Consider the following 21,614-nt stretch of genomic DNA (forward strand, 5'->3'; position numbering starts at 1 on the left):
CAGCTCCCACAAAAACGGCGCAGGATTCAAGCTTTGCGCCGTATCTGTGGGAGCTGGCTTGCCGGCGATGAGGCCAGTTCAGGCAACACTATCAGGCGGTTTGTCGCGCTGGCACGTCAGCCCGCCCCAGCAATTCGAGCACGGCCTCACCCAGCCGCGGATCGGACAGCACCCGCTGGTGCCCACCCTCCTCCAGCAGCATCAGGCGGCTATCGAACCAGGCCTTGTGAATAACCTGGGCTTCATCGGCGGCCACCAGGGCGTCATCGGCGGCATGCACCACCAAACCCGGAAGCTCCAGCTGGTAACCGGTCACATCCAGCCGCGCAATCTGCATGCCTACCTCCCGCTCTACCTGGCGAATGAACGCCGCCCGCGCACGCGCCGGCATCCCCAGGTGATGAGCAAAACCGCGCAGCACGCCCAGCAGCCGCGCCGGGGCAGCAATGCTGACTGCTGCCTCTGTGCGCAGCCCCATCTGCAAGGCCAGCAGCACACTGGCACCACCCATGGAATGGCCAATCACCGCCCGCAGCGGCGGCAGCTCGGCGGCAGCCTCCAGCAGCGCCCGGGCAAACAGCACCACATTTGCCTGCTCACCAGGCGAACGGCCATGGCCCGGCCCTTCCAGCGACACCACCGTGTGCCCGGCCTGGACCAAGGTCTCGATCAAGGCGGCAAACTGGGTCGGGCGCCCTTCCCAACCGTGCATCAGCAACACGGTCGGGCCTTTGCCCCAGCGCAACGCAGACAAGCCGAAGCGCAGGGTGATGCGCTCGGCGCTAGCCAGCACGGGCAGCTCCCAATCCCGAGGCGGCAGATTGCGTGGGGTCATGAAGGCACGGCGCATCTTGCCCGCGACATGCTCGGGGGCCAGGCGGCCCAGGGTGCCATTGACACCACGAATCCAGCTCAGGGTAGTCATCGCCATGCTCCAGGGTTAAAGCACCGCCGACTTGGCGGCGCGCAGAATACGGTCAGAAAGCTCACTGGTACCCAAGGCACGGGCCAGGGCCAGGCCGCCGACCATGAGCGCCAGGTCGGCCAAGGCCTTGTCGGCATCTTCGGGGCGGTCAACCATGGCGGCGGTCATCAGCTCGATGTGCTCGGCCAATACTTCGCGGAACACCTCCGGCAGGCGCTGCATCTCGCCCAGCGAGTTGGGCAGCGGGCAGGCGTGCACTTCGGCATCCCGGTGTTTGCGCGACAGGTAGAAGGCACTGGCCAGCGCCCGCCGCCCTGCACCATCCAGGTTGGGGTCGATCTGGGCGAGCAAGGCGCGGCGCTCGCCTAACAGCTGGCGGAACGCTTCGAGCATCAGCTCGTCCTTGCTGTCAAAGTGGGCATAGAAACCGCCGACGGTAAGGCCTGCCGCCCCCATCACCTGGCTAACGCTGGGCTCGGCGGGGCCGTGCTGGACAAGCGCACTGCGTGCAGCTTCCAGAATGCGCTCGCGGGTTCTGCTCTTCTTGTCGCTCATCAGGGACTCGCCAGTAGGAATATGATGATAGAAATATTATACGCATCATATTTTTTGGCAAGCAGAATTTCCTGCCGCTTGTCAGCCGCGAATTTTACGAAAGGGAGAAAAAACAAAAGGCCCATTCAATAAGCGAATGAGCCTTTAAAGTCCCGCAAAACGCGGGTAAACATGGCGTCCCCTAGGGGACTCGAACCCCTGTTACCGCCGTGAAAGGGCGGTGTCCTAGGCCACTAGACGAAGGGGACGTAACCTTCGCGAAGACTCACTTGCGTGAACCCTGGCAGAAATGGTGGAGCTAAGCGGGATCGAACCGCTGACCTCCTGCATGCCATGCAGGCGCTCTCCCAGCTGAGCTATAGCCCCGAAACAAAAGGCTCATCAATAATCGACGAGCCTTTTTAAGCCCTGCAAAACGCAGGAAAAAGTGGCGTCCCCTAGGGGACTCGAACCCCTGTTACCGCCGTGAAAGGGCGGTGTCCTAGGCCACTAGACGAAGGGGACGTAACCTTCGTGCCGATCCGCTTACGCGAACCGCGGCAAAATTGGTGGAGCTAAGCGGGATCGAACCGCTGACCTCCTGCATGCCATGCAGGCGCTCTCCCAGCTGAGCTATAGCCCCGGATTTTTAGCCTCGCGGCCCAGCGACATAATGAAACATCGCTTGTGTAAAACTGGCGTCCCCTAGGGGACTCGAACCCCTGTTACCGCCGTGAAAGGGCGGTGTCCTAGGCCACTAGACGAAGGGGACGAACCTTCTTACCTTCAAGACCCGGTTGCTGGACCCGGTCTTGCTTATCAGCCGTGGCTGACAAGCGGAATTTGGTGGAGCTAAGCGGGATCGAACCGCTGACCTCCTGCATGCCATGCAGGCGCTCTCCCAGCTGAGCTATAGCCCCACAATGTCGCTTTGAACCGAATCGCTGGCTGGGTGCCTGGCGTTTCGTTTTCGTTCATCGCTGTGGACGGGGCGCATATTAAGATCGGATTGCAGGGCTGTCAAACGAAATTTTGAAAATATTCAAAAGTTTTTTCACAGATAACAATCACTTACCGCCCTGCCCCGGTTTTCGGGCTTCATCTGGACCTGTGGGAGCGGGCGTGCCCGCGAATGCGATGGTAAATCAAACACCGCATTCGCGGGCACGCCCGCTCCCACAGGTTAGGTGTAACGCTGAATCAGGCGATGGAAGCCAGCAGCTTTTCCCACTCTTTGTTTTCTTTCTTCGAAACGCCACCCAGCAGGTCCAGGGCCTGGCGCAGGCGATAGCGGGTCAGGTCGGGGCCGAGGATTTCCATGGCGTCCAGTACCGACACCGAACTGGCCTGGCCGGTAATGGCGGCAAACATCAGCGGCATGGCATCACGCAACTTCAGTTCCAGCGCCTCGACCACGGCCTGGATGCAGCCGGTGATGCGCTCTTTTTCCCACTGGCGCAGGCTTTCGAGCTTCCACAGGATCAGCTGGATCACCTGGCGCACCTGGTCGGCCGACAGTTTCTTGCTTTCGAACAGCTTGGCATCCAGTTTCAGCGCGCCTTCAAAGAAGAACCCGCCCAGCGGGGCAACCTGGCTGAAAGTCTCCACACGGCCCTGCACATGCGGGGCAATCTTCATCATGTAGTCGCTGTTGAACGCCCACTTCTGCAGGCGTGTGGCGAACTCCTCGACCGGCAGTTCGCGCAGCCACTGGCCGTTGAGCCAGGACAGCTTCTCGATGTCGAAGATCGGGCCACCCAGCGAAATACGCGACAGGTCGAAGTGCTCGACCATCTCGTCCAGCGAGAACTTCTCGCGCTCGTCCGGCATCGACCAGCCCATGCGACCCAGGTAGTTGAGCATCGCCTCAGGCATGAAGCCCATGCGCTCGTAGAAGGTCACCGAGGTGGGGTTCTTGCGCTTGGACAGCTTGGACTTGTCCGGGTTACGCAGCAGCGGCATGTAGCACAGCTTGGGCTGCTCCCAGCCGAAGTATTCGTACAGCTTGATCAGCTTGGGCGCCGACGGCAGCCACTCTTCGCCACGCAGGACGTGGGTGATGCCCATCAGGTGGTCGTCGACCACGTTGGCCAGGAAGTACGTCGGCAGGCCGTCGTTCTTCATCAGCACCTGCATGTCCATGCGGTCCCACGGGATCTCGACATCGCCACGCAGCATGTCCGGTACCACGCACACACCTTCGCTCGGCACCTTCATGCGGATCACATGGGGCTCGCCAGCGTCCAGGCGGCGCTGCACTTCCTCGGCGCTCAACAGCAGTGCGCGGCCGTCGTAGCGCGGGGTTTCGCCACGGGCCTGTTGCTCGGCACGCATCTGCTCCAGCTCTTCGGCGGTGCAGAAGCAATAGAAGGCGTGACCGGCGTCAACCAGCTCCTTGGCATACTTTGCGTAGATCTCGCCACGCTCGCTCTGCCGGTACGGGCCGTGCGGGCCGCCCACATCCGGGCCTTCGTTCCATTCGATGCCAAGCCAGCGCAGGGCGTCGAAGATCTGCTGTTCCGACTCGCGCGTGGAGCGCAGCTGGTCGGTGTCTTCGATGCGCAGGATGAACTCACCGCCATGCTGCTTGGCAAAGCAGTAGTTGAACAGGGCGATGTAGGCAGTGCCGACATGGGGGTCGCCGGTAGGCGATGGCGCGATACGCGTGCGTACGGTGGTCATGGAAGGTCTCGAACTGAAGATGAAACAAAGGCGGGATGTTAGCAGGAGGCAGGCACCGGGCTCCAGCAATGGCGCGAACGTCACTTGTCGACAGGCCCTGCGGCGCTGTTAAATTTGTTTACATTTTTGGAACGATCGTACCCATGCCTGCCCAACTCAAACGTCGCCTGCTGATATTTTTCACCCTGGTGGCCATCATCGCCCTCGCCTTTCTGGCCCACTGGTACTTCAAGGGCCGCTTCTACGAGAGTACCGACAACGCCTACGTACAGGGCGAGATCACCCGTATCTCCAGCCAGTTGGGCGCACGTATCGAAGCGGTGCCGGTCGAGGACAACCAGCATGTCAACAAAGGCGACCTGCTGGTACGCCTGGAAGTGGCAGACTTTAACCTGTCGATCGACCGCGCCCGCGCCACCCTGGCCACCCGCGAAGCAGAATACGCGCAGGCGCAAAGCCGCCTGACCCAGCAGGGTAGCCTGATCGCCGCCGGGCAGGCGCAGGTGGCAGCCAACCAGGCCACGTTCGAGCGCTCCCGGGTAGACCTGAGCCGCGCCGAAAAGCTGCGCAAGCCAGGCTTCATATCCGAGGAGCGGGTCACCACCCTGTCGGCGGACAGCCATGTCGCCGGCTCCCAGGTCGACAAGGCCCGCGCCGACCTGCAAAGCCAGCGCCAGCAGGTCAACGCTCTGAACGCCGACCTCAAACGCCTTGATGCACAAATCGCCAATGCCCGCGCCGACCTGGCGCAGGCCGAACTGAACCTGATCCGCTGCGAAATCCGCGCACCGATCAGCGGCACTATCGGCCAGCGCAATGCGCGCAATGGCCAGGTGGTGCAGGCTGGCGCCTACCTGCTGTCGATCGTGCCCGACGAAGACATCTGGGTGCAGGCCAACTTCAAGGAAACCCAGATCGGCCGCATGCAGCCAGGCCAACGCGCCGAACTGCTGTTCGACAGCTACCCGGACACCCCCATCGAAGGCCGGGTCGACAGTGTCTTTGCCGCCTCGGGCGCGCAGTTCAGCCTGCTGCCACCCGACAATGCCACCGGCAACTTCACCAAGGTGGTGCAGCGCATCCCGATCAAACTCACCTTCAGCGCCGACAACCCGCTGCACGGGCGCATTCGCCCCGGCATGTCGGTGACCGCCACCGTGGACCTGCGCAGCGAAGGCGAAGGCCACAATGGCCGGTGACCCACTGCTCCGGCCCACCGCCGAGCCCACCCGGCGCGACTGGATCGCGGTGATGAGCGTGATGCTCGGTGCGTTCATGGCGGTGCTGGACATCCAGATCACCAACTCGTCGCTGAAAGACATCCAGGGCGCATTGTCGGCGACACTGGAGGAAGGCTCATGGATTTCCACCTCGTACCTGGTGGCGGAAATCATCATGATCCCGCTGACCGCCTGGCTGGTGCAGTTGCTGTCGGCGCGGCGCCTGGCGGTGTGGGTTTCCGGGGGCTTTCTGTTGTCGTCACTGCTGTGCTCAATGGCCTGGAACCTGGAGAGCATGATCCTGTTCCGCGCCCTGCAAGGCTTTACCGGCGGCGCGCTGATCCCGCTGGCGTTCACCCTGACCCTGATCAAGCTGCCCGAACACCATCGCGCCAAAGGCATGGCGATGTTCGCCATGACCGCCACTTTTGCCCCCTCCATCGGCCCCACCCTGGGCGGTTGGCTGACCGAAAACTGGGGCTGGGAATACATCTTCTACATCAACATCCCGCCGGGCCTGGTGATGATTGCCGGCCTTATGTACGGGCTGGAGAAGAAAGAGGCGCACTGGGAACTGCTGAAGAGCACCGATTACGCCGGTATCGTCACCCTGGGCCTGGGGTTGGGCTGCCTGCAGGTTTTTCTCGAGGAAGGCCACCGCAAGGACTGGCTGGAGTCAAACTTGATCGTCGGCCTGGGCAGCATCGCCCTGGTCAGCCTGATCACCTTCGTCATCCTGCAGTTTTCCAAGCCACACCCCCTGATCAACCTGCGCATCCTCGGTAACCGCAACTTCGGCTTGTCGAGTATCGCCAGCTTGGGCATGGGCGTAGGCCTGTACGGGTCAATCTACCTGTTGCCGCTGTACCTGGCGCAGGTGCAGGGCTACAACGCCTTGCAGATCGGCGAGGTGATCATGTGGATGGGTGTCCCGCAGCTGTTCCTGATCCCGTTGGTGCCGCAACTGATGAAGGTGGTGTCACCCAAGGTGTTGTGCGCCTTGGGGTTCTGCCTGTTCGGCGCCGCCAGTTTCGGTTCGGGGGTGCTCAACCCGGACTTTGCCGGGCCGCAGTTCAACCATATCCAGATCATCCGCGCCCTGGGCCAGCCGATGATCATGGTGACCATTTCGCTGATCGCAACGGCTTACATCCAGCCGCAGGATGCGGGGTCAGCATCGAGCCTGTTCAATATCTTGCGTAACCTGGGCGGTGCGATTGGTATCGCCTTGCTGGCCACGCTGCTGGATGCGCGGACCAAGGTGAATTTCGACTACCTGAGGGAGTCGGTGGTACCGAGCAATCCGCAGGTGGCAGAGCGGCTGGCGCAATTGGCAGAGCGGCTGGGCAATGACAATGCGGCGCTGGGCAAGTTGAGCGAGATAACCCACCAGCAGGCCATGATCATGGCCTACAACGATGCCTTCCACTTTGTCGGGATCGGGTTGGCGGTGAGCATGGTGGCAGTGTTGCTCACCCGCAGGCTGCCGGCGGGGTTGAAGGCTGGGGAAGCCCATTGAGCCCTTTTCAGAGTCTACACAATCCCCTGTAGGAGCGGCCTTGTGTCGCGAAAGGGCTGCGCAGCAGCCCCAGGGTTGTGCCACATTCGATGCTGCTGGGGCTGCTGCGCAGCCCTTTCGCGACACAAGGCCGCTCCTACACTGATCGCATCACCTTTATGTCTTTAGCCGCTGACACAATCAACTGGTAATCAACCGCTCGCGCAGCTGGGTAATCTCGTCGCGCAGCTGCGCCGCGGCTTCGAACTCCAGGTCGCGGGCGAACTGCATCATCTTCTCTTCAAGCTGCTTGATGCGCTTGGTGATTTCGCCCGGCGTACGCAGCTCTGCCTCGTAGCGGGCGCTCTCCTCTGCCGCCTTGGCCATGCCCTTGCGCTTTTTGCTGCGCGCGCCAGGCACGGTGGCGCCTTCCAAGATGTCGGTGATGTCCTTGACCACCCCCTTGGGCACGATACCGTTGGCTTCGTTGAAGGCGATCTGCTTTTCACGGCGTCGCTCAGTTTCGTCAATCGCCCGCTGCATCGAACCGGTAATATTGTCGGCGTACAGAATCGCCCGGCCATTGAGGTTACGGGCAGCGCGGCCAATGGTCTGAATCAGGGACCGCTCGGAACGCAGGAAGCCTTCCTTGTCCGCATCGAGGATCGCCACCAGCGACACTTCCGGCATGTCCAGGCCTTCGCGCAGCAGGTTGATGCCCACCAGTACGTCGAAGGTGCCCAGGCGCAGGTCGCGGATGATCTCCACCCGCTCCACCGTGTCGATGTCCGAGTGCAGGTAGCGCACCCGCACATCGTGGTCGGCCAGGTAATCAGAAAGGTCCTCGGCCATGCGCTTGGTCAGCGTAGTGGCCAGCACCCGCTCGCCCAGCGCCACGCGCTTGCGTATTTCCGACAGCAGGTCGTCTACCTGGGTCAGTGCCGGGCGTATTTCGACTTGCGGGTCGACCAGGCCGGTCGGGCGCACCACCTGCTCTACCACGCGCCCGGCATGCTCGGCCTCGTAGGGGCCAGGGGTTGCGGACACGAAGATGGTCTGCGGGCTGACATCCTCCCATTCGTCGAAGCGCATCGGCCGGTTGTCGAGTGCCGAGGGCATGCGAAAGCCGTATTCGACCAGGGTTTCCTTGCGCGAACGGTCGCCTTTGTACATGGCGCCCACCTGTGGAACGCTGACGTGGGATTCGTCGATCACCAGCAGTGCATCGGCCGGCAGGTAGTCGTACAGGGTGGGCGGTGGCGCCCCGGCCGGGCGCCCAGACAGGTAGCGCGAGTAGTTCTCGATGCCGTTGCAGTAGCCCAGCTCCATGATCATTTCCAGATCGAAACGGGTGCGCTGCTCCAGGCGTTGTGCCTCTACCAGCTTGTTGGCCTTGTGCAGGTACTCCAGGCGTTCCTTGAGCTCCTCCTTGATACCCTCCACGGCCGCCAGCAGGGTTTCCCGCGGGGTAACGTAGTGGCTCTTGGGGTAGAAGGTGAAACGCGGCAACTTGCGAAAGACTTCGCCGGTGAGCGGATCGAAGGCGGCGATGTTCTCCACCTCGTCATCGAACAGTTCGATGCGGATGGCTTCAAGGTCCGACTCGGCCGGAAAGATGTCGATCACATCACCGCGCACGCGGAAGGTGGCACGGGCAAAGTCCATTTCGTTGCGGGTGTACTGCAGGTCGGCCAGCCGGCGCAGCAGTGCGCGCTGGTCGAGCTTGTCGCCGCGGTCCACATGCAGGACCATTTTCAGGTAAGACTCCGGGCTACCCAGGCCATAGATGCACGACACGGTAGTGACGATGATTGCATCGCGCCGCTCAAGCAGCGCCTTGGTCGCCGACAGGCGCATCTGCTCGATGTGGTCGTTGATCGAGGCGTCCTTCTCGATGAAGGTGTCCGACGACGGCACGTAGGCCTCGGGCTGGTAGTAGTCGTAGTAGGAAACGAAATACTCCACCGCGTTGTTGGGGAAGAAGGCCTTGAACTCGCCGTACAACTGCGCGGCCAGGGTCTTGTTCGGCGCCAGCACCAGCGTCGGGCGCTGCACCTGGGCGATGACGTTGGCGATGCTGAAGGTCTTGCCCGAACCGGTCACGCCGAGCAGCGTCTGGTGCGACAGCCCCGCCTCGATGCCTTCGACCATCTGGCGGATGGCCTCGGGCTGGTCGCCGGCCGGCTGAAAACGGGTGACGAGCTGGAACTCGGACATGTTTGACCTCGCGGTGTTGCAGCAACTGTAAATTTAGCCAGTAGTCTATACCCAAATGCGGCTATCCGGGGGCGCTTTCAAGGCCAGGCTGTGAGCGCCTGTTACAGTGGACCCGGCATTTAGACCAATGGTCGAAAAATATTTGCGCAAATAGCCGGAAAAGCTGTGCCAGAGTGTCGCAGTGACCGGGCGGTATCACTATACTGACTCCCCGTTTGTGCACCGCTTCAGTGCATTCGGCTGGAGCGTGTACGTCCTATCACTCTCCAATCAGAGCCAAGGTAACAATGAGCCTGTTTTCCGCTGTCGAGCTGGCACCCCGCGACCCTATCCTGGGCCTCAACGAAGCATTCAACGCCGACCCACGTACCGACAAGGTCAATCTGGGCGTTGGCGTGTACTGCAATGAGGAAGGCCGCATTCCGCTGCTGCGCGCCGTGATCGAAGCCGAAACCCAGCGTGCCGCCCAGCACGCCTCGCGCGGCTACCTGCCGATCGACGGCATCGCCACTTACGACCAGGCCGTGCAAAAACTGATCTTCGGCGCCGAGTCGCCACTGCTGGCCGCTGGCCGCGTGGTCACCGTGCAGGCCGTTGGCGGCACCGGCGCGCTGAAGATCGGCGCCGACTTCCTCAAGCGCCTGTCGCCCAATGCCGTGGTAGCCATCAGCGACCCGAGCTGGGAAAACCACCGCGCGCTGTTCGAGACCGCCGGCTTCCCGGTACAGAACTACCGCTACTACGACGCGCCGAGCAACGACGTAAACCGCGCCGGCATGCTCGAAGACCTGAACAACCTGCCGGCCGGCTCGATCGTCGTGCTGCATGCCTGCTGCCACAACCCGACTGGCGTCGACCTGGGCCTGGACGACTGGAAAAACGTCCTGGAAGTGGTCAAGGCCAAAGGCCATGTGCCGTTCCTCGACATGGCCTACCAGGGCTTTGGTGACGGTATCGCCGAAGACGCCTTCGCCGTGCGCCTGTTCGCCGAGTCGGGCCTGGAGTTCTTCGTTTCCAGCTCGTTCTCCAAGTCGTTCTCGCTGTACGGCGAGCGCGTTGGCGCACTGTCGATCGTCACCGCCTCGAAGGACGAGAGCACGCGCGTGCTGTCGCAGGTCAAGCGCGTGATCCGCACCACCTACTCCAACCCGCCGACCCACGGTGCAACCATCGTCGCAACCGTGCTGAACAGCGACGAACTGCGCCAGATGTGGGAAGCCGAGCTGGGCGAGATGCGCCAGCGCATCCACGGCATGCGCCAGCAAATGGTCAGCCTGTTGGCTGAATATGGCGCCAAGCGCGACTTCAGCTTCGTTGGCCGCCAGGCGGGCATGTTCTCCTACTCGGGCCTGACCGTTGAACAGGTAGCACGCCTGAAGAACGAATTTGGCATCTACGCGCTGGACACCGGCCGTATCGCGGTTGCCGCGCTGAACCAGAGCAACATCCACGTGGTCACCAAGGCCATCGTCGAAGTGCTGTAACCTGTTGATTTGCCTGGGAGAGGCTTGACTTCTTCCAGGCAGTCAGTAAGATACGCGCAAATTCCGCGATAGCTCAGTCGGTAGAGCAAATGACTGTTAATCATTGGGTCCCTGGTTCGAGTCCAGGTCGCGGAGCCAAACACTGAAAAAGCCCCCAGTTGCGCAAGCAACCGGGGGCTTTTTCGTTGCATCGAATTTACCGATCCAGTGGCTCGGTCACAGGCTTGCCCTCGTCCACCAGGCTCCAGACCAGCAGCTTGGCTGGCTGGGTCTTGCTGGCGTTGCGCGACACGCTGTGCACGGTACCTGGCGCTTCGTACCAATACTCACCGGCCTGGTAAGTCTTTTCCTGGTCGTTGTTAAGCTTCGACACCACCGCCCCCTGCAGAACGTAGGCCATCACTGCGCCAGGATGCTGATGCGCGGGCGATGCCTCGCCAGGGGCATAGCTCACGGTAAGCATGACAGCCGTTTTGCCCGGGGCGTTCGAGGGTTGTTGCTGCTGCAGGACTTTGACCTGGTCGGCAACCTCGCCGTGGGCCCAGGCGGGAGTCTGAGCGGCGAGCAGGGCAAAAAGGACGATGGCCAAGGGTTTCATGGTGGGCTTCTCCTGGATGGCTAATGCCAGCAGGTTAGGGCTTCGTTGGCTGAACACAAATGGCCAATTCGAGGTAAAAGCAGGGGGCCGATTTTACCTGTGCTGCCGTCTTCGCGGGCATGCTCGCTCCCACAAGTTTGTTCGCCACAGGTTTCAAGGGCTGCGCTGTACCGGTGGGAGCGGGCATGCCCGCGAAGAGGTCGTTACAGGCAACCAAGAGCTCAGCTGCTACGCCCAATCGGGTAGAACACGCCCTGGCTCCACACCCCCAACCATTCCTCCCCCTCGATCTCACGCGGCACCGCCAGCTCGACCAACTGGTAGAACACATTGCGGTGAATCAGCGCCTCAAGGTTGCTGCGCATCAGCACATAGGGCGATGGCTCTTGCGTCACCGGGTCGATGACCACCCGCAGTGGGTTGTCCGGCCCGGCGTCAACCTGGTCCTCGACATTGCTGGTGAAGCGCAGCACTTGCTGTTCACCCTCCCCCAGCACCTCCAGCGCCACAGCCACGAACGGCGCATCGTCGACGCGGATGCCAACCTTTTCTACCGGGGTAATCAGGAAGTAGTCATCGCCATCGCGGCGAATGATCGTGGAAAACAACCGCACCATCGGCTTGCGCCCGATCGGCGTGCCCAGGTAATACCAGGTGCCATCGCGGGCGATGCGCATGTCGATGTCACCGCAGAAATCCGGGTTCCACAGGTGCACCGGCGGCAGGCCCTTGGCCTTGGGAATCTGTGCCAGAAGATCATTGGCCTTGCCCGAATCACTCATCACACCTGCCTCATTCGCTCATACCCAGTAGGCTACGAGCGTACTCGCGCATCGGCGCACCAAGCAAATCCTCTGGCGTATTGTCGTGGAACGTCAACAAACCGCCACGGCTCTTGATGCGTGCGGTGTCGATCAGGTAGCGAGTATTGGTTTCGATCAACATCATCTGCACCACGCCACTGTCCCAGCCCAGGCGATCGACGGCCTGTTCGTCATACCACTCATCGCCATTGCCAATGCGGTCGTCGGTACGGGCGAAGCGGGTGTACAGGACGTAGTCGGCGCCTACCGAGCGCGCTTGGGCAATGGCCTCTTCCAGGCCCAGCGGGCCTTGGGCGCGGCGCACCATCGGGAAATACTCGACAAAGCTCTTGAACGCCTCGTCAGCCACCGCGTTTTGCCGCGGCACCGGCCCCTTGCCCGGCGGTACGAACGCGCCTTGGCCGATGAAGATGAACGAGTCGGGCTGCAGGCGGATCGACAGGGTGCGCCGGGTATCGCTGTGGTCCAGCAGACCGGCATCGCTCATGTGGTAGCGGACGCCCTCGCCCATATCGCTGACATTCATGCAGCCGCCCAGCGCCATCAGCGCCAGCAGCAAGACCAGGCTACGCATCTTTCCTCCAGTGGCCGGCGACGAAAAACCGGCGAATAGCCGGCGGATGCAGCTTTTGCGCCAGCTTCAGCCACCAATCACCTTCATCACCATCACGTCCCCGGAAAACGCCAGATCCTGTTTGTCCGCCAGCGCCTTGACCAGCAGGCGCTGCAGGGCAGGCAGGGCCTGATGGCGCGGTTTTTCCAGCAGGTCACCGACGAAGTGGCGGTTGCCCGAAGACAGGCAGCCATGCAACCAGCCCGTGGAGGACAGGCGCAACCGCGAGCAGGTACGGCAAAACGGTACGCTCTCGTTGGCGATGATGCCAAAGTGGCCAACACCCGGGATCTGATAACGCAAGGCCGTGGCGTCCAGCGGCGCATCGACCTGAACGTAGGCATGCTTGCTGCCGATTAGCGTGAGCAGTTGGTCGAGGCCGACAAACTGCTGCACAAACGCATTGTGCTCGCGGGCCAGGTGGCCCATGCGCATGAGCTCGATGAAGCGCAACTCGAAACCCCGCTCCAGGCAGTAATCCAGCAGCGGCAACACCTGGTCAAGGTTGTGCCCGCGCATCGGCACCATGTTCATCTTGATTCGCATGCCCAGTGCACTGGCCTGCTCCATCCCCGCCAGCACACTGGCCAGGTCGCCGCCCCGGGCAATGCGGCGGAAGGCCTGGGGGTCTAGGGTGTCGAGGGAAACATTCAGGCGGCGGATACCCGCCGCCTGCAGCTGGGGCAACTTGCGCGCCAACAGCTGACCATTGGTGGTCAGCGAGATATCGTCGAGGTCGAGCTTGGCCACGGCAGCCAGAAAGGCATCCAGGCGTGGGCTGACCAGTGGCTCACCGCCGGTGATGCGCAGGCGCTCGATACCGGCCGCTTCGATCAGGTACGCCACGCCGCGGGCCAGCGCATCTGCCGACAGTTCGTCCTGCGCCGCCACCAGGCGCTTGCCGTCTGGCACGCAGTAGGTACAGGCGTAATTGCAAGCAGCCGTCAGGCTGACACGCAGGTTGCGAAAGCGCCTGCCTTGACGATCGACGATCATGAATGACTCCGGCATGGATGATAAGGGGCTGGCGAAACCTGACTCATAAATCAGGTTTTTGCAAGCCCCCGCACCCTGTCGGCTTCAGCGTGAGGTAAACGACCGCTTCAGTTGGCCGGTTCCGGGTCGCGCTTGCGCTTGTTGCCCATGCGCACACCAATGTCCATCAGGAACTGGAAGAAGCCTTCCTGATCTTCCAGCACATTGCTCCAGAACGGCGAGTGATACAGCGCCACGGCGCCGTGCACCAGCGCCCAGGCAGCGCAGTAGTGGAAATACGGCGGTACGTCTTCGAGCTTGCCTTCGCTGATGCGGCCTTTGATCAACTGCGTCAAGCGGTCGAAGTTGGAGGCACGGATGCTGTGCAGTTGCTCGACCATTTCCGGCACCTGGTTGCCTTTGACCACCTTCTCTTCCAGGCGGTCAAACAGCCGGTAACGTTGCGGGTCGCGCATGCGGAACTCGAAGTAGGCGCGCGACAGGGCTTCCTTGTCACGGTCGACATCGGCCGAGTGCAACAGCTCGTTCAGGTCGCGCTCATAGTCGAGCATCAGACGCAGGTAGATTTCCGCCTTGGACTTGAAATGCTTGTAGATCGTGCCTTTGCCGATACCCACGGCGTCGGCGATCATTTCGACAGTGACGCTGTCCTCACCCTGTTCGAGAAACAGCTTGAGCGCGGTGTCGAGGATTTCCTGTTCGCGACGGCGAAACTCACGGACCTTACGAGGTTCTTTCTGCATGGGAAGGACTGGATGACAATCGAAGCGGTTTATTATGCCTAACTTGCGAGAAATTGCACGGATCATCCACGCATGTCTGTGTTTCATGATGCTTACGGCCATACGCAGCGGGATGAACGAGGCGCCGCCGTATTCCAAATTTGTTTAAAAAACGATCAATATAGGCTGGCACTGCGCCAAACCTGACCAATACTTGAAGTGTTGGCGCGGCGCATCCCCCCCAAGTGGCGCGCCAATAAAGGTGCTCAGGGACCGCGTACCTTTGTTTTACTCCTAATGGTCTTAACCCGGATTCCCCCCCCAGAACCCGGGTTTTTTTTGCTTGCGCGACGGGTCGCCCAGCGACCCGCACTCCCCGCTCGGAGTTTGTGCTGTACCGCGCCTGTGATCTTGATCTTGATCTTGATCTTGCTTTTGATCTTCGCGACTTCAGGAGGCCGAACGCAGGCCTTGCGGAGGGAGGTGACGGGCATGGATGCCCGTCAAGCGCTGGGCCCCAGGATGGGGCCTGCAGCGCGGTCCTCCCGGGAGCGAGGCCGGAGTGAGGGGACCCCGGAGCGCAGCGCAGGGGCCGGATGATCGGAGCGCAGCGTTTTTTGGTTACTTTTTGTCGCGTTTGACAAAAAGTGACTCGCCGTAAGGGCGAAAAGGTGAGTCAGCGTCGCCATCGCAAACGGACTGTTCGCGGCACCAAAACAGCCATATCCGCTTTTTAGCTCCTTGCGAGGTGGGCCTTAACACAGTGTAGGCATTCGTTCGCGCAGGTGGCGCTGAGTCACCTTTCCGCCCTTCCGGCGGGTTACTTTGGTCTTGGCCAAAGTAACCAAAGCCGTCCGCTCCCATCATCCGGCCCCTGCGCTTCGCTCCGGGGTCCCCTCGCTCCGGGCTTGCTCCCGGGAGGACCGCGCTGCAGGCCCCATCCTGGGGCCCAGCGCTTGACGGGCATCCATGCCCGTCACCTCCCTTCGCAAGCCCTGCGCTCGGCCTCCTGAAGTCGCAATCTGTGTCGCCTGAGCTACCGCGCGCTTAGAAGCCAAAGCCAAAGCCAAAGCAAGAGCAAGTGCACTCAGGCTCATGCGCCATCAAGCCACCCGCGCCAACGGGAACAACCGCTTGAAGTTGGCAGTGGTCTGCTCGGCCAACTGCTCGTAACTGGCCCCCCGCAACGAAGCCACATACTCCGCCACTTCCCGCACATACTGCGGCAAATTCGGCTTGCCACGGTGCGGAATGGGCGCCAGGTACGGCGAATCGGTCTCTACCAGCAAACGATCGACCGGCACCTGCCGGGCCACTTCGCGCAGGGCATCGGCATTGCGGAAGGTAACGATGCCAGACAGCGAGATGTAATACCCCAGGTCCAGCGCGGCCTTGGCCATCTCCCAGTCTTCGGTGAAGCAATGCAGCACACCAGCCTGCGGCAGGTTGGCCTCACGCAGCAGTGCCAGGGTATCGGCGCGTGCCGCCCGGGTGTGCACGATGACCGGTTTGCCGGTCTGCCGCGAGGCTTCCAGGTGCAAGCGGAACGAAGCCTGCTGCAGCTCGGCAGCTTCCGGCTCATAGTGGTAATCCAGCCCGGTTTCGCCTATCGCCACCACATGGGGGTGGGCCAGCTCGCGTAGCAACCATTCCAGCGCAGGGGTTTCTCCCGGCGCCAGGTCAAGCGGGTGTATGCCCACCGAACAATCGACATCGACGTACTGCTCGCTCAACGCCTTCACTGCACCGGCGTTTTCGGCACTGACGCCAATACACAGAAAATGACCGACCCCGCGCTCACGCGCCGCCTGCAAGGCAGCATCGAGGGAACCCTGGTGGGCGCTGAGGTCAAGACGGTCGAGGTGGCAATGGGAATCTACGAGCATGGGATAACGGCACACATGAAAAAATGAAAATCAGCGGGTACCCGGCAGTTGCAGCCAGTGAGCCAGCAGCGATTCGAGCAGCAGGGCGCGGTTGAGGTTGGCCTTGCCCAGCACCTTCTGGCGCTGCTCCAGGGTCCAGGCCTGCACCTCCAGCACTTTGCCCTGACGGCTCTTCTGCGCCAGGTACTGCACAACCTTGCGCATATCGGCCAAGCCTAACCCCTCCTCGTCCTGGGTCAACTGGTAGCGCAGGATCAGGTGCGCCCAATCGCAGAACCAGTCGAACAGCAGCAGCAGTGGCACGCCGTTCCAGGCATCGGCCAGCTGGCTGGGGGATTGCTGCTGCTTGATCAGCTTCTTCACCCCGTCTGTGACCAGCGCGCGCTGCTCGCGCACACCTTGCGCCTGCAAACTGACCGCCATCAAAGGCGAGCCGGCGGCCAGCGTCAGCAGTTCGTCACGCTCGGCCTCGTCACTGTCGGGCAACGCGCCGGCCAGCCAAGCCTGGCTCTGGGCCAGGCTTGGCTGCGGGCAAGCGACCTGCTGGCAGCGGCTCTTGATGGTCGGCAACAAGCGGCTGGGCTGGTGCGTGACCAGCAGCAGCACCGTATTGCCAGAAGGCTCCTCGAGGCTTTTGAGCAGCGCGTTGGAGGCGTTGACGTTCATCGCCTCGACAGGCTCGATCAACACCACCTTGCGCCCACCCAATTGCGCGGTTTGCACCACGAACGCCACCAGCTCGCGCACCTGGTCAACCTTGATCGGCTTGTCGGCCTCTTCAGGCTCAAGCACAAAGTTGTCCGGGTGGCTGCCGGCCTTGAGCAACAGGCAGGACTTGCACCCGCCGCAGGCATCCAGCCCTTGGGGCTGCTGGCAAAGCAGGCGGGCCATCAGCCGCTCGGCCATGGCCCGCTTGCCGATACCCTGCGGCCCGTGCAGCAGGTAGGCGTGCGCGTGCTGGCTGCGGCCGGCCAGTTGCTGCCAAAGGGCCTGCTGCCAGGGGTAGGCGTCAGCCACGGCAACGCTCCACAATCGCCGGTACCAGCACATCGATGGCGCACTGCACAGCCTCCAGCGATTGTGCGGCATCGAGCAGGCTGTAGCGCTGAGGCTCGCGCTGGGCGCGCTGCAGGTATGCCTGGCGCACCGCTTCAAAGAACGCCTGGCCCTCCTGCTCGAAACGGTCCAGACGACCGCGGGCGGCAGCACGGGCCAGGCCCACCTCCACCGGCAGGTCGAAGACCAAGGTCAGGTCCGGGCGCAGGTCACCCTGGACAAATTGCTCCAGGGTGGCGATACGCTCGACCGACAAACCGCGCCCACCGCCCTGATAGGCATAGGTGGCGTCGGTAAAACGGTCACACAGCACCACGGCCCCGCGGGCCAGCGCCGGGCGGATTACCTGCGCCAGGTGCTGGGCGCGCGCAGCGAACACCAGCAACAGCTCGGTGTCGGCCGCCATGCTCTCATCGCTGGGTGCCAGCAGCAGCTCGCGGACCTTTTCGGCCAGCGGCGTACCGCCAGGTTCACGGGTCAGCACTACATCCAGGCCCTGCTCGCGCAAGCGCGCAGCCAGGTAGTCGCGGTTGGTGCTCTTGCCCGCGCCTTCGGGGCCTTCCAGCGTAATAAACAAGCCGCTCACAGGCAGTCCTTAATGTTGTTCGTCAGGCGTCGGCCGTTCGGCCGCTTGCGCGCCGCCAGCAGGGGCGTCCTGCACAGGCGGCTCTTCGGGTAGGGGCTGTGCAGCCGGCTCTTCGGGCAAGGGCTGTGCAGCCGGCTCGTCCGCTGCAGGCACCTGGGGCTGGGCGTCGTCAGCCCCCGGCTCTACCTCTTGCTGCGGCGCGGGGCTGGAGCGGTAGCCTGCACGCCGCTTGAGCTGGAACTCGCGCACCGCCGAGTTATGGTCGTCGAGGTCGTCGGAGAACACATGGCTGCCATCGCCGCGGGCGACGAAGTACAGGCTGGTGCCATTGGACGGGTTGAGCGCCGCGTGAATCGCTTCGCGCCCGACCATGGCAATCGGCGTGGGCGGCAGCCCCGTCATGGTATAGGTGTTGTAGGGCGTCGGTTCGCGCAAGTCGGCGCGGGTGATCTTGCCGTTGTAGCGCTCACCCATGCCGTAGATCACCGTCGGGTCGGTCTGCAGCATCATGCCCAGGCGCAGGCGCCGTACAAATACGCCGGCAATCTGCCCACGCTCCTGGGGGATACCGGTTTCCTTTTCCACCAGCGACGCCATGATCAACGCCTGGTACGGGTCGCGATATGGCAGGTCGGTGGTGCGCACGGCCCATTCCTTTGCCAGCACTTCGTCCAGGCGCATGTAGGCTTGCTGCAGCAACTCGACATCGCTCATGCCGCGCACAAAGCGGTAGGTGTCCGGGAAAAACCGCCCTTCGGGGAATACGCCAGTATGGCCGAGCTTGTCCATCACTTCGGAATCCGACAGGCCGTCCAGGGTGTGCTTGATCTTTTCATGCTTGGCCACAGCCGAGCGCACCTGACGGAAGGTCCAGCCTTCGACCAGGGTGAGGTTGTACTGCACCACGTCGGCCCGGCGCCAGGCGTCGAACAACTGCTCGACCGTCATGCCTGGGGTAAGGCGGTACTCGCCGGTGTGCAGGGCAGTGCCAGCCATGTTGAAGCGCCAGTACAAGCGCAACCAGACGGCGTCGTCGAGCAACCCCTCTTGTTCCATGCGATAGAACATGCGGTTCGGGTTGGTGCCATTGGGCACGTCGAGCAGGCGCTCCTGCGTCACGTGCAAGGGCTGCTCCAGGACCGAGTTGACCTTCCAGGCCGACCAGCCAAGCGCCAACCCGGCAAGGATCAAGCCCAGTTCCAGCAGTAGCAGGAATTTACGTCTCACGAATTCAGGTTTCCAGTAACGTACGGGCAACGGCCTGCAGTTTACGGGTGAGCGGGCCAGGCGACCAGTTTAGCGCGGCTACGCCCCGCACGGGCCAGATGCCGTAAACGCTATTGCAAACAAATACTTCATCTGCCTGCTCCAGCGCGTCGAACGGCAGGTCACCGACCTGCGCCGGGATGCCCAGCAGCGCGGCCTGTTCCAGCAATGCAGCACGCATCACCCCGGCCACCCCACAACGGCTGAGGTCGGCAGTGAACAACACGCCATCGCGCACCAGGAACAGATTGCTGTACACCCCTTCGATCACCCTGCCCTGCCCGTCACGCATCAGGCCTTCGGCATGGTCGCTGTCCTGCCATTCGGCACGGGCCAGCACCTGCTCCAGGCGGTTGAGGTGTTTGAGGCCAGCCAGCAGCGGTTGTTCCCCAAGCCGGGTCTGGCACAGGAACAAGCGCACACCTTGCTCGGCATGCTCGACAGGATAGCTGGGTAACGGGCTACCCTGCAGGATTCGCCGTGGCGCAGCACCGGCAAGCGGCGCATAGCCACGCTGGCTGTCACCACGGGTAAGGATAAGTTTGGCTACACCTTCACCGAGCAGGCTGGCATAGCGCAGGAGCTCGTCGCGCACCAGCGCCAGGTCGGCGCTGATTGCCAGGCGCTGACAACCCAGCGCCAGGCGTGCCAGGTGGCCGTCCAGCAAGCTGGGCCGGCCGCCACGCACAGCGATGGTTTCGAACAGGCCATCGCCGTAGGCCAGGCCGCGGTTTTGCAGGTTGACTGCAACCGCGGGCTGGCCATCAACCCAGCAGTGCATCAACCGGCGAACCGGCGGAACACCAGCGAGCCGTTGGTGCCGCCAAAGCCGAACGAGTTGGACAGCACCACGTCGATCGGCATGCTGCGCGCCTGGTGCGGTACGAAGTCGAGGTCGCAACCTTCGTCCGGTTCGTCCAGGTTGATGGTAGGCGGAGCCATCTGGCTGTTGATCGCCAGCACGCTGAAGATCGCTTCCACCGCACCCGCAGCGCCCAGCAGGTGGCCGGTCATCGACTTGGTCGAACTGACAGCCAGCTTGTAGGCATGCTCACCGAACACGCGCTTGATCGCGGCCACTTCGGCCACGTCACCCGCAGGGGTCGAGGTACCGTGGGCGTTGATGTAGCTGACCTCTTCCGGCTGTATGCCGGCATCGCGCAAGGCGTTGGCCATGCAGCGGGCGGCGCCTTCGCCGGTGTCAGGTGGCGAAGTCATGTGATAGGCGTCGCCGCTCATGCCAAAGCCAACCAGCTCGGCATAGATGGTCGCACCACGGGCCTTGGCGTGTTCCAGCTCTTCGAGTACCAGGGCACCGGCACCGTCGGACAATACAAAGCCGTCACGGCCCTTGTCCCACGGGCGGCTGGCCCGGCTTGGCTCGTCGTTGCGGGTGGACAGCGCACGCGAGGCACCGAAACCGCCCATGCCCAGGCCGCAGGCTGCCATCTCGGCGCCACCCGCGATCATCACGTCAGCTTCACCGTAGGCGATATTGCGCGCGGCCATGCCGATGCAGTGAGTGCCAGTGGTGCAGGCGGTGGCAATGGCGTAGTTAGGCCCCTGCAGGCCCAGATGGATCGACAGGAACCCGGAGATCATGTTGATGATCGAGCCCGGCACGAAGAACGGCGAAATGCGACGCGGCCCCGAATCGTGCAGCGTACGGCTGGTTTCCTCGATATTGGTCAGGCCGCCGATTCCCGAGCCCATGGCCACGCCAATGCGCTCACGGTTGGCGTCGGTAACCTCCAGGCCGGCATTACGCACCGCCTGGAAACCGGCCGCCAGGCCGTACTGGATGAACAGGTCAAGCTTGCGAGCCTCTTTGGCCGACAGGTATTGCTCGACCTCAAAGCCTTTCACCGAGCCGCCAAAACGGGTGGAGTAAGCAGACAGGTCCGTGTGTTCGATCGGACCAATGCCACTGCGGCCAGCCAGAATGCCCTGCCAGGTGCTCGGTACATCGGTACCCAGTGGCGACAGCATACCCATACCGGTGACCACGACGCGTCTACGCGACACAGTACTCTCCTTTTCTAATAACAGAGTCTCTTGCGATTACATTCAAGCGCTGGAATGGAATGGCAACAGGCTCTTGGTGCGCGGTGAGCGAAGCCGGCTCGCCAAAAAGCAGCACGTTCGCAAAGAAAAAACCGCACGCCGGCAAAGGCAGTGCGGTTTTTCTCGTCAAGAAGCGACGACTACAGCGTCTTAGGCCTTGTGGCTGTTGACGTAGTCGATAGCGGCTTGAACGGTAGTGATTTTCTCGGCTTCTTCGTCAGGGATTTCGGTCTCGAATTCCTCTTCCAGAGCCATCACCAGCTCAACGGTGTCAAGCGAATCGGCACCCAGGTCATCGACGAAGGACTTCTCGTTGGTCACTTCATCTTCCTTCACGCCCAGTTGCTCGGCGACGATTTTCTTGACGCGTTCTTCGATGGTGCTCATACCTAGTTTTCACTCCTAATGGATATATGTCAGGCAGCTGGCCGGTGGCTAATTTT

General features: G+C 62.2%; 19 protein-coding genes and 7 tRNA genes. 4 read left to right on the top strand and 22 right to left on the bottom strand.

What is annotated here, in order from left to right:
- Positions 1–91 precede the first annotated feature (91 nt).
- The 9 genes from N805_RS14845 to gltX all read right to left on the bottom strand — a co-directional run bounded on the left by N805_RS14845 (position 92) and on the right by gltX (position 4,141).
- Positions 92–925: an alpha/beta fold hydrolase gene (locus N805_RS14845; protein ID WP_028614022.1), complete on the bottom strand. Its 834-nt coding sequence runs from the start codon at positions 923–925 to the stop codon at positions 92–94.
- Positions 926–940: 15 nt separating this feature from the next.
- The gene (locus N805_RS14850; protein WP_019473808.1) at positions 941–1,480 is read right to left on the bottom strand and encodes a TetR/AcrR family transcriptional regulator; all 540 of its coding nucleotides are present in this window, start codon (positions 1,478–1,480) and stop codon (positions 941–943) included.
- A 172-nt stretch (positions 1,481–1,652) separates the two neighbouring features.
- A tRNA-Glu gene (locus N805_RS14855) sits at positions 1,653–1,728 on the bottom strand.
- A 42-nt stretch (positions 1,729–1,770) separates the two neighbouring features.
- Positions 1,771–1,846, bottom strand: a tRNA-Ala gene (locus tag N805_RS14860).
- 62 nt (positions 1,847–1,908) lie between these two features.
- Positions 1,909–1,984, bottom strand: a tRNA-Glu gene (locus N805_RS14865).
- 42 nt (positions 1,985–2,026) lie between these two features.
- Positions 2,027–2,102: transfer RNA gene (locus N805_RS14870), tRNA-Ala, on the bottom strand.
- 53 nt (positions 2,103–2,155) lie between these two features.
- A tRNA-Glu gene (locus N805_RS14875) sits at positions 2,156–2,231 on the bottom strand.
- Positions 2,232–2,303: 72 nt separating this feature from the next.
- Positions 2,304–2,379: transfer RNA gene (locus tag N805_RS14880), tRNA-Ala, on the bottom strand.
- Positions 2,380–2,659: 280 nt separating this feature from the next.
- Positions 2,660–4,141: a glutamate--tRNA ligase gene (gene gltX, locus N805_RS14885; RefSeq protein WP_019473040.1), complete on the bottom strand. Its 1,482-nt coding sequence runs from the start codon at positions 4,139–4,141 to the stop codon at positions 2,660–2,662.
- Positions 4,142–4,284: 143 nt separating this feature from the next.
- On the opposite strand from gltX, the gene N805_RS14890 reads away from it, so the two are divergent.
- Together N805_RS14890 and N805_RS14895 are read left to right on the top strand one after the other, a co-directional pair.
- A complete protein-coding gene (locus N805_RS14890; protein ID WP_019473041.1) occupies positions 4,285–5,340 on the top strand; it encodes an HlyD family secretion protein in 1,056 nt (351 codons plus the stop codon).
- Between the two features lie 49 nt (positions 5,341–5,389).
- Entirely contained in the window at positions 5,390–6,880 is a 1,491-nt protein-coding gene (locus tag N805_RS14895) for an MDR family MFS transporter (RefSeq protein WP_177313768.1), read from the top strand.
- A 180-nt stretch (positions 6,881–7,060) separates the two neighbouring features.
- Here the strand turns inward: N805_RS14895 and uvrB are convergent, their stop codons facing one another.
- Positions 7,061–9,076, bottom strand: coding sequence for an excinuclease ABC subunit UvrB (gene uvrB / locus N805_RS14900; protein ID WP_019473290.1), 2,016 nt, complete (start codon positions 9,074–9,076; stop codon positions 7,061–7,063).
- Positions 9,077–9,363: 287 nt separating this feature from the next.
- Between uvrB and N805_RS14905 the strand changes: the two genes are divergently transcribed.
- A complete protein-coding gene (locus N805_RS14905) occupies positions 9,364–10,560 on the top strand; it encodes an amino acid aminotransferase (RefSeq protein ID WP_016485500.1) in 1,197 nt (398 codons plus the stop codon).
- Positions 10,561–10,622: 62 nt separating this feature from the next.
- A tRNA-Asn gene (locus tag N805_RS14910) sits at positions 10,623–10,698 on the top strand.
- 58 nt (positions 10,699–10,756) lie between these two features.
- Here the strand turns inward: N805_RS14910 and N805_RS14915 are convergent.
- From N805_RS14915 to acpP, 12 genes are all read right to left on the bottom strand, one after another.
- Positions 10,757–11,158 carry a cupin domain-containing protein gene (locus N805_RS14915; protein WP_019473291.1) on the bottom strand — a complete coding sequence of 134 codons (402 nt, stop codon included), beginning with the start codon at positions 11,156–11,158 and terminating at the stop codon, positions 10,757–10,759.
- A 221-nt stretch (positions 11,159–11,379) separates the two neighbouring features.
- Positions 11,380–11,940 carry a DUF1285 domain-containing protein gene (locus N805_RS14920; RefSeq protein WP_028614021.1) on the bottom strand — a complete coding sequence of 187 codons (561 nt, stop codon included), beginning with the start codon at positions 11,938–11,940 and terminating at the stop codon, positions 11,380–11,382.
- Between the two features lie 10 nt (positions 11,941–11,950).
- A complete protein-coding gene (locus N805_RS14925; protein WP_028614020.1) occupies positions 11,951–12,556 on the bottom strand; it encodes a DUF4823 domain-containing protein in 606 nt (201 codons plus the stop codon).
- Between the two features lie 66 nt (positions 12,557–12,622).
- On the bottom strand, positions 12,623–13,591 hold the full coding sequence (locus N805_RS14930) for a GTP 3',8-cyclase MoaA (RefSeq protein WP_028614019.1): 969 nt from the start codon (positions 13,589–13,591) through the stop codon (positions 12,623–12,625).
- Between the two features lie 107 nt (positions 13,592–13,698).
- The gene (locus N805_RS14935; RefSeq protein WP_019473685.1) at positions 13,699–14,334 is read right to left on the bottom strand and encodes a TetR/AcrR family transcriptional regulator; all 636 of its coding nucleotides are present in this window, start codon (positions 14,332–14,334) and stop codon (positions 13,699–13,701) included.
- A gap of 1,082 nt (positions 14,335–15,416) precedes the next feature.
- Entirely contained in the window at positions 15,417–16,199 is a 783-nt protein-coding gene (locus tag N805_RS14940; RefSeq protein ID WP_019472786.1) for a TatD family hydrolase, read from the bottom strand.
- Positions 16,200–16,229: 30 nt separating this feature from the next.
- Positions 16,230–17,216 (bottom strand): DNA polymerase III subunit delta', encoded by a 987-nt coding sequence (locus N805_RS14945; protein ID WP_019472787.1) that lies wholly within the window; start codon positions 17,214–17,216, stop codon positions 16,230–16,232.
- Positions 17,209–17,841 carry a dTMP kinase gene (tmk, locus tag N805_RS14950; protein ID WP_019472788.1) on the bottom strand — a complete coding sequence of 211 codons (633 nt, stop codon included), beginning with the start codon at positions 17,839–17,841 and terminating at the stop codon, positions 17,209–17,211. Before tmk ends, N805_RS14945 begins: the two co-directional genes overlap by 8 nt.
- 9 nt (positions 17,842–17,850) lie before the next feature.
- Complete coding sequence (gene mltG, locus N805_RS14955) at positions 17,851–19,068, bottom strand: endolytic transglycosylase MltG (RefSeq protein WP_019472789.1); 1,218 nt, start codon at positions 19,066–19,068, stop codon at positions 17,851–17,853.
- A gap of 4 nt (positions 19,069–19,072) precedes the next feature.
- Positions 19,073–19,888 (bottom strand): aminodeoxychorismate lyase, encoded by an 816-nt coding sequence (pabC, locus tag N805_RS14960; protein ID WP_019472790.1) that lies wholly within the window; start codon positions 19,886–19,888, stop codon positions 19,073–19,075.
- Positions 19,888–21,132: a beta-ketoacyl-ACP synthase II gene (gene fabF, locus N805_RS14965; protein WP_012271164.1), complete on the bottom strand. Its 1,245-nt coding sequence runs from the start codon at positions 21,130–21,132 to the stop codon at positions 19,888–19,890. Before fabF ends, pabC begins: the two co-directional genes overlap by 1 nt.
- 189 nt (positions 21,133–21,321) lie before the next feature.
- The gene (acpP, locus tag N805_RS14970; RefSeq protein WP_012271163.1) at positions 21,322–21,558 is read right to left on the bottom strand and encodes an acyl carrier protein; all 237 of its coding nucleotides are present in this window, start codon (positions 21,556–21,558) and stop codon (positions 21,322–21,324) included.
- Between the last annotated feature and the right edge of the window lie 56 nt (positions 21,559–21,614).

This window comes from Pseudomonas putida S13.1.2 (assembly GCF_000498395.2).
GTDB classification, from domain to species: Bacteria; Pseudomonadota; Gammaproteobacteria; order Pseudomonadales; family Pseudomonadaceae; genus Aquipseudomonas; species Aquipseudomonas putida_Q.